We start from the raw sequence: 11,255 nt of genomic DNA, 5'->3' as shown, positions 1-11,255 counted from the left end.
TCGCCAGCGGCGGCTTTGCGGTATACTGCGCGGCTATTTTTTAGCCGGCAGCGCACGCCGGCTTAACATCGCAGACAAGCCACGCCATTCGCGTGGCTTGTTGGTTTTTGTCGCGCCACCCGGCGCACCTTGATGAGGCAAGACGATGAGCGCACTGGTAGGCGTGATCATGGGCTCCAAATCCGACTGGAGCACCCTCAGTCACACCGTCGAAATGCTCGACAAACTGGGCATTCCCAACGAAGTGCAGGTGGTCTCCGCGCACCGCACCCCGGACCTGCTGTTCCAGTACGCCGAACAGGCGGCGGACCGCGGCATCCAGGTGATCATCGCCGGCGCCGGTGGCGCCGCGCACCTGCCGGGCATGTGTGCCGCCAAGACCCACCTGCCGGTGCTCGGCGTGCCGGTGCAGTCTGCCGTGCTGTCGGGTGTCGACTCGCTGCTGTCGATCGTGCAGATGCCGGCCGGTATTCCGGTCGCCACCCTGGCCATCGGCAAGGCGGGTGCGGTCAATGCCGCGTTGCTGGCGGCGAGTATCCTCGGTCACCAGCACCCGCAGTTCCACGCGGCGCTGAAGCAGTTCCGCCAGGAGCAGACCGAGACTGTGCTGAACAACCCAGACCCACGCGAGGCCTGAGCCCACTCAGTAGGAGCTGCGACACGGCGCCGTCGAGTGCCGTCCGCTGCTCGGAATGCTCATTTACAGCCACGTAAACTCAGCGCCCTGCGCTGCGACGGCACTCAACGACTTGGTCTCGCTGCCTACTGAAAGGGGCTCATGTATGAAAATCGGCGTAATCGGTGGTGGTCAACTGGGCCGTATGCTGGCCCTGGCTGGTACTCCCCTGGGCATGAATTTCGCCTTCCTCGACCCGGCGCCGGATGCCTGTGCCCAGGCCCTGGGTGAGCACATTCGTGCCGATTACGGCGATCAGGATCACCTGCGTCAACTGGCCGACGAAGTCGATCTGGTGACCTTCGAATTCGAGAGCGTGCCGGCCGAAACCGTGGCCTTTCTCTCGCAGTTCGTGCCGGTCTACCCGAGCGCCGAAGCGCTGCGCATCGCCCGTGACCGCTGGTTCGAGAAGTCGATGTTCAAGGATCTCGGCATTCCCACGCCGGAGTTCGCCGATATCCAGTCTCAGGCGGATCTTGACGCGGCAGTGGCCCGCATCGGCCTGCCGGCGGTGATGAAGACCCGCACCCTCGGCTACGACGGCAAAGGCCAGAAGGTGCTGCGCAAGGTCGAAGATGTGCTGGGTGCTTTCGCCGAGCTGGGCAGCGTGCCGTGCATCCTCGAAGGCTTCGTGCCGTTCACCGGCGAGGTGTCGCTGGTGGCCGTGCGCGGTCGTGACGGCGAAACGCGCTTCTATCCGCTGGTGCACAACCGCCATGACAGCGGTGTGCTGGCCCTGTCCATCGCCAGCACCGACCACCCGCTGCAGGCCTTGGCCGAGGATTACGTCGGCCGCGTGCTCAAGCAGCTGGATTACGTGGGCGTGCTGGCGTTCGAGTTCTTCGAAGTCGACGGTGGCCTCAAGGCCAACGAGATCGCCCCGCGTGTGCACAACTCCGGGCACTGGACCATCGAAGGCGCCGAGTGCAGCCAGTTCGAGAATCACCTGCGTGCCGTTGCCGGCCTGCCTTTGGGTTCGACTGCCAAGGTCGGCGAGAGCGCCATGCTCAACTTCATCGGCGAAGTGCCGGCGGTGAGCAAGGTGGTGGCGATCGACGATTGCCACCTGCACCATTACGGCAAGGCCTTCAAGGCCGGGCGCAAAGTTGGCCATGCCACCCTGCGCAGCGCAGACCTGGCCACGCTCAAGGCCCGCATCGCCGAGGTCGAGGCGCTGATCAAAAGCTGAACCGCTTCGCTTGCTGCTAGTCTGAGACAAAGGCGTGCCATCCGGTACGCCTTTCCTTTATGCAGTGGAGTTGCGTATGGGCATTATCGGTACCATCTTGATCGGCCTGCTTGTCGGGCTGGTGGCACGTTTTCTCAAACCCGGCGACGACAGCATGGGCTGGATCATGACCATCCTGCTCGGTATCGGCGGCTCGCTGGCGGCTACCTACGGCGGCCAGGCACTGGGTATCTACCAGGCCGGGCAGGCGGCGGGCTTCATCGGTGCGGTGGTCGGCGCGATCATCCTGCTGGTCATCTACGGCTTGATCAAAAAAAGCTAAGAAGCTGTTTACGGTCTTTTGGACTAGAGCCAGACAAGGCAAAAACAGGCGAGGAAGCGGAGCTTACGAGCTGTAAATGAGCATTCCGACTGGGCTCGCATCCGAGCCTGTTTTTAACGCGGTATGGCCGACGGGCAAGAGATCGTAAACAGCTTCTAAAGCAGACGAAGCTCGCGGGCCAATGGGAACCAGGCGCTGGAGCCGTTAGTCTTAGCGCCTGTCCCTTCTCGTGAGTGTTGTCATGCGTGGCTTCCTGCTGCTGGTCCTGCTGTTGTGTTCCACCCTGGTCCGCGCCGAACTGGCGGAGACCGACTGGCTCGAGCTGATGCCGATTGAGGATCAGCGCGCGCTGGAGGCGATGCCGGAGATCAGTCACGACAGCCCCGAGGGCGATGGCACCTTCAGCAACAAGGGTGGCCTCAAGCAGCAGGATCACGACCTGCCAGCGGTGATGTATTCGGCCAAGACCGTGGCCGCGCTCGACGGCAAACGCATTCGTCTGGGCGGCTATCCGGTGCCGTTGGAAGCCGATGCCAAGGGCAATAGCACGCTGTTCTTCCTCGTGCCTTATCCGGGCGCCTGCATCCACGTGCCGCCGCCCCCGCCAAACCAGATCGTGCTGGTGCGGTATCCCAAGGGCATTCTCCTCGACGACATCTATTCCCCGCTCTGGGTCGAAGGCCCGCTGAAGATCGAGACGGTGAGCAATGACCTGGCCGATGCGGCGTATGCCATCGATGCCAGTGGCGTACGTCTGGTCGAGGATGAAGACCTGTAGCGGGCGGCCGCTTGCCCGCGTTGCTGCGGTATGCGCCCTACAGGGCGCTACTCCACAGGCTCAGGGCCAGGCGATGGCGTTCACCCGGCGCCAGGGTGATGCAGTCATCCCAGATGTTCGCCGTCTCGATGCACAGCATGCCTTGCCAGGCATCGTCGGCGAAGTGCGATAGCCGCGCAGCCTTGTCGATCCACGGGTTCCACACCACGGCCGAGCGCGAGCCCTGGGCGTTGAGGTGGATACGGCGTTGCCAGCCGCTGTCGACGATGGTCAGCCGGGGCGGCGTATCGAGGTAGATGCGGTCGGTTTCTCCGCTGAAATGCAGCTCGCCCTGCTGGGTGCGTTCCTCCCAGCCGGCCAGGGTTTCGATATAGCGACAACCGTCCAGACCGGCCACGTTGACCGCATGGATATCACTGACGGCGAAATAGGTATGCAGCGCCTGGCTCAGTGCGACGGGCACGGTGCCCAGGTTGTGGCTGGTCAGTTCCAGATGCAGATGCTGGTCGAGGCGAATGGTCAGGCGCAGTTCTACCGCGTGGGGCCAGTCGGGCAGTGGCTGGTGACTGCTGTCGAAGGCGAACTCCAGCGAAACCACGCCATCCTGCTCATCGATGCCCAGCAAGCGCCAGTCGAGGCCGCGTACCCCGCCGTGGGCTGGTGCACTGTCGACCTGCTGGTGCAGGGCCCGGACGGCAGGTGGATTGCGGCGCAGGTCGCCAAACCAGGGCCAGCACACCGGTATGCCACCGCGCACCGACTGGCCGGATTGGTAGCCGGCTTCGTCGCTGAGCCAGATCAGCGGGGGTTGATTGCCGTGCTGGTAGTGCAGCACCTGCGCACCCTGCTGGGCGACCAGCAGCTCGGCATCACCATTGTGCACGCGCCAACAGGTCAGTTCGCCCAGCTCCACGCGTTCGATCTGCGTCTGGCTCATGTTCGGTCTCCTCGATGCTGATACAGGGTGGACCGCTGTAGGGCAGCAGGGTGCGCCATGCACCGACAAACGATGCATAGGTTGTGGGATAAGGGCAGAAGAGGGCGGGCACGACCTCGGTCGTGCGGCCTGAGTCTCAGCGGCGGGGCGGTACTGGGCGGGTGCGTCCGCTGCCGTCGATGGCGACGAACACGAACACCGCTTCGGTGACCTTGCGCCATTCACTGGACAGCGGATCGTCGCTCCACACCTCGACCAGCATCTGGATCGAGCTGCGGCCGATCTCCAGGGCCTGGGTATAGAACGACAGCTGCGCACCCACGGCCACCGGCACCAGAAAGGCCATGCGATCGATGGCTACCGTGGCTACGCGTCCGCCAGCGACCTTGCTGGCCATGGCAGTACCGGCCAAATCCATTTGCGATACCAGCCAACCGCCAAAAATGTCGCCGAAACCATTGGTTTCACGCGGCAGGGCGGTGAGCTGCAGGGCCAGATCGCCCTGTGGTATCGGGTCTTCCTGTTCGAGTTCGATCATTGTTGTGGAACCCTGAGCTGCTTTCTTGTCATGGGCGAGCGCGGTGCTCGGCTATCCCGCGGAGCATCTTGATCCGACCCTACAAGCCGCAAGGGCTCTGACTCCGGGCTGGCGGATGCTTCGGCAGTATATCGGGCGCGGCGTCAAACGACGACCGTTGGGTCTGCATTTCTCGTGCGCGGTATTGCCGCATTTTGCTATCGTGCCGCTGCTGCGATGCAGTGCCTGCCTTCACACCCTTATATAGAACCGCTGATCATGTCTTCCGTGCCCTCCAGTGCCGCGCCCGTCCAGCGCCCACTGACTCGTCGTGACTACAAAACGCTGTCGCTGTCCGCTCTGGGCGGTGCCCTCGAGTTCTACGACTTCATCATCTTCATCTTCTTCGCCAAGGCCATCGGTACCTTGTTCTTCCCGGGGGATATCCCCGAGTGGCTGCGCCAGTTGCAGACCTTCGGGTTGTTCGCCGCCGGTTACCTGGCGCGCCCGCTGGGCGGCATCATCATGGCCCACTTTGGCGACCTGCTCGGGCGCAAGCGCATGTTCACCCTGAGCATCTTCATGATGTCGGTGCCCACGCTGCTCATCGGGTTGATGCCGACCTATGCGCAGATCGGCATCTGGGCGCCGTTGCTGCTCCTGCTGATGCGCATCGTCCAGGGCGCGGCGATTGGCGGCGAGGTGCCGGGGGCCTGGGTGTTCGTCGCCGAACACGTGCCGGCGCGCAACGTCGGCTATGCCTGCGGCACGCTGACCTCGGGGCTGACCTTCGGCATTTTGCTTGGTTCGCTGATGGCGACCCTGCTCAACAGCCTGTACACCCCGGCAGAAGTGCTGGACTGGGCCTGGCGTGTGCCGTTCCTGGTCGGCGGTATCTTCGGCCTGTTCTCCGTGTACCTGCGCCGCTGGCTGCACGAGACGCCGGTGTTCGCCGAGCTGCAGCAGCGCAAGGCACTGGCGGCCGAGGTGCCGCTCAAGACCGTTTTGCGTGAGCACCGCGAAGGCATCGTGCTGTCGATGCTGCTGACCTGGGTACTGACCGCCGGCATCGTGGTGGTGATCCTGATGACGCCGAATTTCCTGGAGACGGTCTACAAGTTCGATGCGGTGACCGCGTCCAAGGCCAACAGCCTGGCGATCATCTGCCTGACGTTCGGCTGCATCGCGTCGGGTGCGCTGGCCGACCGTTTTGGTGCGGGGCGTACCTTCGTGGTTGGCGGCCTGTTGCTGGCGGCCAGTTCCTGGACCTTCTACACCAGCCTGGCGGCCCATCCGGACTGGCTGTTCCCGCTGTATGCCCTGACCGGGCTGCTGGTTGGCACCATTGGTGCAGTGCCGTACGTGATGGTCACGGCGTTCCCGGCGGAAGTGCGTTTCTCCGGGTTGTCGTTTTCCTACAACCTGGCCTATGCGGTCTTCGGCGGGCTGACGCCGATGGCGGTAGCCCTGCTGATTGCCTGGGACCCGCTCGGGCCGGCCTATTACGTGGCTGCGCTATGCGGGGTCGCGGTGCTGAGCGGCTTGTACCTGCTGAAGAAGGGGCGCTAAGAGCTTGCTCACGATCTCCTGGCGGATAGTTATGCGGCGTGGCAACGACCAGCGGGAGTAACAGGCAGTTGCGGACACCGCAACTGGTGGGCTGAAGCCCACCCTACAGGAACAGAACCCCGCGTAGGGTGGGCTTTAGCCCACCAATCGGCGCGCCATGAAACGCAAACGTCGAACGTCCGCAACTGCCTCGATCCGGCCATCCATGCTGCAACATCAACAGCCCTGGCTCTGCCTGGTCTGGCTCGGACTCAGGCCGTGAGCAGGTTCCTGGCTGCGTGCGTGCTGCAGGGCCTGCTTTCAAGAGCGGTGGCCCCGCGGCCCGCTATCACTGCGCCGGCGTTACCCGCCAGACGGTGTTGCCGACATCGTCGGTCACCAGTAGCGCGCCCTGCTTGTCGAGGATTACGTCCACCGGCCGGCCCTGGGCCTTGCCATCGGCATCCAGGAAGCCGGTCAGCACGTCCTGCGGCAGGCCGTTCGGCTTGCCTTCGGCGAACGGCACGAAGATCACCTTGTAGCCGCTGTGCGGTTTGCGGTTCCACGAACCATGCTGGCCGACGAACAGGCCGTCGCGGAACGCCGGCAGCGCGCCGCCCTGGCCGAAGGCGATGCCCAGCGAGGCGGTGTGCGGGCCCAGCGCATAATCTGGCACCAGGGCCTTGGCTACCTGCTCGGGTTGTGGCGGCTGTACGCGCACATCGACGTGCTGCCCGTAGTAGCTCCAGGGCCAGCCGTAGAAGCCACCGTCTTTCACCGAGGTGATGTAGTCTGGCACGAGGTCACTGCCGATCTCGTCGCGTTCGTTGACTGCCGTCCACAAGACACCGCTTTGTGGCTCCCAGGCCAGGCCATTGGGGTTGCGCAGGCCGCTGGCGAACAGGCGTTTGTTGCCGCTGGCGCGGTCGACTTCCCAGATCGCCGCGCGGCCTTCTTCTATATCCAGGCCGTTTTCGCCGACGTTGCTGTTGGAGCCGACGGTCACGTAGAGCTTGCTGCCATCGGCGTTGGCGATGACGTTCTTGGTCCAGTGGTGATTGATCCCGGCCGGCAGGTCGGTGACCTTGACCGGTTCCGCGTCGATCCGCGTCTGGCCTTCGCTGTAGGGCACACGCACCAGGGCATCGGCGTTGGCGATATAGAAGTCGTTACCAACCAGGGCCATGCCGAAGGGCGAGTGCAGGTTGTCGAGGAACACGCTGCGTACATCGGCTACGCCATCGTTGTCGGTGTCGCGCAGCAGGGTGATGCGGTCGGCGCTGGGCACGCCGGCGCCGGCGCGGGACATCACCAGCCCGGCGATCCAGCCCTTGAAGCTGAAACCCTTGTCGGCCCGTGGGGCATTGCTCTCGGCCACCAGTACGTCGCCATTGGGCAGCACGTACAGCCAGCGCGGGTGGTCCAGGCCATCGGCGAATGCATTGACCTGGGTGCCCGGTGCCGCCAGTGGTTTGCCACCCTGTGGCCAGCCGGTAGCCGGGGCGATGTTCACGGTGGGCAGCAGGGTCTTGTTCGGCGCCGGCAGTTGCGGGTTGGGGCCGGTGCCATCCTGTACGTTCAGCGCGGCCTGTTCGCCGCAGGCACTGCAGAGCAGGACCAGGGCGGTAAGGGGCAGCAGGCGCAATGGCGTCATGGGTGTTCTCCTGAGTGGAAAAGAGTATGGACAGTCATGCTGGCCTTTCATCCAATTGTCACATTGTCTTCATAGAGTGTTCATACGGCCTACAGATACTTGGCCCCGATCCAACCAACACCACTTCCTGCTAGGAGCAAGGCATGAAACTCAAGCGTTTGATGGCAGCCCTGACCTTCGCCGCCGCTGGCGTGAGCGCCGCATCTGCGGTGGCCGCTATCGACCCGGCTCTGCCGACCTATGAAAAGACCTCCGGTGTGTCGGGCAATCTGTCCAGCGTCGGCTCCGATTCCCTGGCCAACCTGATGACACTGTGGGCCGAGGAATACAAGAAACTCTACCCGAACGTGAACATCCAGATCCAAGCCGCCGGTTCGTCGACCGCGCCACCCGCGCTGACCGAGGGTACCGCAAACCTCGGCCCGATGAGCCGTGCCATGAAGGACAACGAGCTGCAGGCCTTCGAAGAGAAGTATGGCTACAAACCGACCGCCATCCCGGTTGCGATCGACGCCCTGGCCGTATTCGTGCACAAGGACAACCCGATCAAGTCGCTGGATATCGCCCAGGTCGACGCGATCTTCTCCAACACCCGCCTGTGCGGTGGCGAGAAAGACCTGAAAACCTGGGGTGACCTGGGTCTGACCGGCGAGTGGGCGAGCAAGCCGATCCAGCTGTTCGGTCGTAACTCGGTATCCGGCACCTACGGTTACTTCAAGGAAGAAGCCCTGTGCAAAGGCGACTTCAAGGCCAACGTCAACGAGCAGCCGGGTTCGGCTTCCGTGGTCCAGTCGATCTCCAGCACCGTGAACGCCATCGGTTACTCGGGCATCGGTTACAAGACCGCCAGCGTCCGTGCCGTACCGCTGTCGAAGAAGAATGGCGAGATCGAAGAAGCCAACGAGAACAATGCCCTGTCCGGCAAGTACCCGCTGGCCCGCTTCTTCTACGTCTATGTGAACAAGGCGCCGAACAAGCCGCTGAGCCCGCTGGACGCCGAGTTCGTCAAGCTGGTCCTGTCCAAGCAAGGTCAGGAAGTGGTGGTCAAGGATGGTTACATCCCGCTGCCGGCTAAAGTGGTCGAGAAGACCCGCAAAGAACTGGGCCTGTAAACAGCCCGCCGTCCTGCCGGGTCACGAGCCTGGCAGGTCACCGCACACGCCCGCCCTTGCATGCCTGCATGTGGCGGGCGTTGTTGCGTCAAGCGACTGTAATTTTTCTGTCACACAAGATCGCTAGATTTAGGCTCCTGCTCAATCCAGGGGCGCGAGTGCGCAACCGCCCAGAGATCCTCGCATGAACGACTTGGCCAACGACTCCATGACCGCTTCCTCGAACAGCAACCAACGGTTGGACTTCAATACGCCAACCCTGCAGCGCAAGCGTCGCGTGCGAGCCTTCAAGGATCGCCTGACCCGCTGGTATGTCTCCATTGGTGGCCTGGCCGTACTGGCCGCCATTACCCTGATCTTCTTCTACCTCGCGCATGTCGTGCTGCCGATGTTTTCCGGTGCCGACCTCGAGGCCCGCCAGGCGCAACAGCCGGCGTGGCTGGCGGGCGAGGGTTCGCCGCTGTTGCTGGCGATGGAAGAACAGAATCGGGTCGCCATGCGCCTGAACAGCGATGGCAAGGTGCAGTTCTTCGCCGTCAGGGACGGCGCTGCCCTGAACGCCTACGACCTGCCGCTGCCGGCCGGGGCGCGCATCAGTTCGATCAGCCAGGACCAGCCCGGCAGCCGCCGTGTGGTACTCGGCCTGTCCAATGGCCAGGCGCTGGTGTTCGAGCACGACTACAAGGTGACCTACCCGGACAACGTGCGGGTCATCACCCCCAAACTGGTCTACCCGTTTGGCCAGGAGCCGTTGAACCTGGATGAGCAGGGGCGTGCCCTGGAGCACGTGTCGATCAGCCAGAACGGCAATACCCTGCTGGTCGGCGGCTCTACCGGCGCCGACGTGCACCTGCTGTCGATCACCCGCGAAGAAAACCTGATGACCGGCGAAACCAGCCTGGAGCAGCAGGCGATTGCCCTGCCGCAGATCGCCGAGCCGATCAAGGCACTGGTCATCGACCCGCGCCAGCAGTGGCTGTACGTGGTCAACGGCAAGGCCACTGCCGATGTCTTCAACCTGCGCAACAACAGCCTGAATGGTCGCTACAAGCTGATCGAAGGCGATGCCTCGGTCAGCACGGTGAACCCGCTGCTGGGGGGGATCTCGCTGATGGTCGGCGACAGCAAGGGTGGCATCGCGCAGTGGTTCATGGTGCGTGACGGTGACGGCAAGGCCGTGCTGACGCGCATTCGTGACTTCAAACTGGGCAACAGCCCGATCACCCAGATTCTTCCGGAAGAACGGCGCAAGGGTTTCCTGGCGCTGGACGCCGACGGCACCCTGGGCATCTTCCACAGCACCGCCCACCGTACCCTGCTGATCCAGAAGGTTGCCGACGCCGGTGCCGTAGCGGCGCTGTCGCCACGCGCCACTCGGGTCATGGTCGAGTCCAAGGGCCAGCTGCAACGCTACGTGGTCAATAACCCGCACCCGGAAATCTCCTGGAGCGCGTTGTGGGGCAAGGTCTGGTACGAGAGCTACGACGAGCCCAAGTACGTCTGGCAGTCGACCTCGGCCAACACCGATTTCGAGCCCAAGCTGAGCCTGTCGCCACTGACCTTCGGTACGCTCAAGGCGGCCTTCTACGCCATGTTGCTGGCCGCTCCGCTGGCCATCTGCGCGGCCATCTACACCGCCTACTTCATGGCCCCGGCGATGCGCCGCAAGGTCAAGCCGGTGATCGAGTTGATGGAAGCATTGCCGACGGTGATCCTCGGCTTCTTCGCCGGTCTGTTCCTCGCGCCTTATGTCGAAGGGCACCTGCCGGGGATATTCAGCCTGTTGCTGCTGATGCCGCTTGGCATCCTGCTCGCGGCCTTCGCCTGGAGTCGCCTGCCGGAGAAGATTCGCCTGCTGGTACCGGATGGCTGGGAAGCGGCGCTGCTGGTACCGGTGATCCTGCTGGTCGGCGCGTTCTCGCTGAGCATGAGCGGGCACATGGAGAACTGGTTCTTCGGTGGCGACATGCGCCTGTGGCTGAGCAATGACCTGGGCATCGCCTTCGACCAGCGCAACGCCCTGGTGGTCGGCCTGGCCATGGGCTTCGCGGTCATCCCGAACATCTTCTCCATCGCCGAAGACGCCGTGTTCAGCGTGCCGAAGAGCCTCACATTCGGCTCCCTGGCCCTCGGCGCCACGCCCTGGCAGACGCTGACCCGCGTGGTCATCCTCACTGCCAGCCCGGGCATCTTCTCGGCGCTGATGATCGGCCTGGGCCGCGCGGTTGGCGAAACCATGATCGTCCTCATGGCCACCGGCAATACGCCGATCATGGACATGAACATCTTCGAAGGCCTGCGCACCCTGGCTGCCAACGTGGCGGTGGAAATGCCGGAGTCGGAAGTCGGCAGTACCCACTACCGCGTGCTGTTCCTCTCCGCGCTGGTGCTGCTGTCGTTCACCTTCGTGATGAACACACTGGCGGAGATGATCCGTACCCGCCTGCGCAAGAAATACGCGTCGCTCTAAGACTCGGGAAGGTAAACGTCCGTGAACGTAAAACAGCAAAGCGTAAAAGCCT

Annotated in this window: 10 protein-coding genes; 7 read left to right on the top strand and 3 right to left on the bottom strand. The window is 63.5% G+C overall.

All coding sequences use genetic code 11. The features are described from left to right. The first annotated feature begins 145 nt into the window (after positions 1–145). The 4 genes from purE to ACWPW0_RS22245 all read left to right on the top strand — a co-directional run bounded on the left by purE (position 146) and on the right by ACWPW0_RS22245 (position 2,965). Entirely contained in the window at positions 146–637 is a 492-nt protein-coding gene (purE, locus tag ACWPW0_RS22260) for a 5-(carboxyamino)imidazole ribonucleotide mutase (RefSeq protein ID WP_447595175.1), read from the top strand. Positions 638–782: 145 nt separating this feature from the next. Continuing rightward, positions 783–1,865 carry a 5-(carboxyamino)imidazole ribonucleotide synthase gene (locus tag ACWPW0_RS22255; RefSeq protein WP_454256581.1) on the top strand — a complete coding sequence of 361 codons (1,083 nt, stop codon included), beginning with the start codon at positions 783–785 and terminating at the stop codon, positions 1,863–1,865. A gap of 76 nt (positions 1,866–1,941) precedes the next feature. Then, complete coding sequence (locus tag ACWPW0_RS22250) at positions 1,942–2,187, top strand: GlsB/YeaQ/YmgE family stress response membrane protein (RefSeq protein WP_447595172.1); 246 nt, start codon at positions 1,942–1,944, stop codon at positions 2,185–2,187. A 241-nt stretch (positions 2,188–2,428) separates the two neighbouring features. After that, complete coding sequence (locus tag ACWPW0_RS22245) at positions 2,429–2,965, top strand: DUF3299 domain-containing protein (RefSeq protein ID WP_454256580.1); 537 nt, start codon at positions 2,429–2,431, stop codon at positions 2,963–2,965. A gap of 37 nt (positions 2,966–3,002) precedes the next feature. Here ACWPW0_RS22245 and ACWPW0_RS22240 read toward each other — a convergent pair whose 3' ends face one another. Then, positions 3,003–3,902 (bottom strand): D-hexose-6-phosphate mutarotase, encoded by a 900-nt coding sequence (locus tag ACWPW0_RS22240; RefSeq protein ID WP_454256579.1) that lies wholly within the window; start codon positions 3,900–3,902, stop codon positions 3,003–3,005. A gap of 136 nt (positions 3,903–4,038) precedes the next feature. After that, complete coding sequence (locus ACWPW0_RS22235; protein ID WP_447595166.1) at positions 4,039–4,440, bottom strand: acyl-CoA thioesterase; 402 nt, start codon at positions 4,438–4,440, stop codon at positions 4,039–4,041. Between the two features lie 258 nt (positions 4,441–4,698). Here ACWPW0_RS22235 and ACWPW0_RS22230 point away from each other — a divergent pair, with 258 nt between their 5' ends. Beyond that, a complete protein-coding gene (locus tag ACWPW0_RS22230) occupies positions 4,699–5,988 on the top strand; it encodes an MFS transporter (RefSeq protein WP_454256578.1) in 1,290 nt (429 codons plus the stop codon). A 328-nt stretch (positions 5,989–6,316) separates the two neighbouring features. Here ACWPW0_RS22230 and ACWPW0_RS22225 read toward each other — a convergent pair whose 3' ends face one another. Continuing rightward, entirely contained in the window at positions 6,317–7,621 is a 1,305-nt protein-coding gene (locus tag ACWPW0_RS22225; protein WP_454256577.1) for a PQQ-dependent sugar dehydrogenase, read from the bottom strand. 143 nt (positions 7,622–7,764) lie between these two features. Between ACWPW0_RS22225 and ACWPW0_RS22220 the strand changes: the two genes are divergently transcribed. Both ACWPW0_RS22220 and ACWPW0_RS22215 read left to right on the top strand, forming a co-directional pair. Further along, positions 7,765–8,733: a PstS family phosphate ABC transporter substrate-binding protein gene (locus tag ACWPW0_RS22220; RefSeq protein ID WP_447595161.1), complete on the top strand. Its 969-nt coding sequence runs from the start codon at positions 7,765–7,767 to the stop codon at positions 8,731–8,733. 184 nt (positions 8,734–8,917) lie between these two features. Next, positions 8,918–11,203, top strand: coding sequence for an ABC transporter permease subunit (locus ACWPW0_RS22215; protein WP_454256576.1), 2,286 nt, complete (start codon positions 8,918–8,920; stop codon positions 11,201–11,203). Positions 11,204–11,255: the final 52 nt, after the last annotated feature.

It is taken from the genome of Pseudomonas sp. Marseille-Q8238 (assembly GCF_965111915.1).
Note: the sequence above shows the minus strand (reverse complement) of the source record. Positions and strands in the feature narration are given on the sequence as shown.

Bases quoted from the DNA above. Each gene is read 5' to 3' on its own strand.
- purE (WP_447595175.1), top strand. From the start codon at position 146: ATGAGCGCACTGGTAGGCGTGATCATGGGCTCCAAATCCGACTGGAGC.
- ACWPW0_RS22255 (WP_454256581.1), top strand. From the start codon at position 783: ATGAAAATCGGCGTAATCGGTGGTGGTCAACTGGGCCGTATGCTGGCC.
- ACWPW0_RS22250 (WP_447595172.1), top strand. From the start codon at position 1,942: ATGGGCATTATCGGTACCATCTTGATCGGCCTGCTTGTCGGGCTGGTG.
- ACWPW0_RS22245 (WP_454256580.1), top strand. From the start codon at position 2,429: ATGCGTGGCTTCCTGCTGCTGGTCCTGCTGTTGTGTTCCACCCTGGTC.
- ACWPW0_RS22240 (WP_454256579.1), bottom strand. From the start codon at position 3,902: ATGAGCCAGACGCAGATCGAACGCGTGGAGCTGGGCGAACTGACCTGT.
- ACWPW0_RS22235 (WP_447595166.1), bottom strand. From the start codon at position 4,440: ATGATCGAACTCGAACAGGAAGACCCGATACCACAGGGCGATCTGGCC.
- ACWPW0_RS22230 (WP_454256578.1), top strand. From the start codon at position 4,699: ATGTCTTCCGTGCCCTCCAGTGCCGCGCCCGTCCAGCGCCCACTGACT.
- ACWPW0_RS22225 (WP_454256577.1), bottom strand. From the start codon at position 7,621: ATGACGCCATTGCGCCTGCTGCCCCTTACCGCCCTGGTCCTGCTCTGC.
- ACWPW0_RS22220 (WP_447595161.1), top strand. From the start codon at position 7,765: ATGAAACTCAAGCGTTTGATGGCAGCCCTGACCTTCGCCGCCGCTGGC.
- ACWPW0_RS22215 (WP_454256576.1), top strand. From the start codon at position 8,918: ATGAACGACTTGGCCAACGACTCCATGACCGCTTCCTCGAACAGCAAC.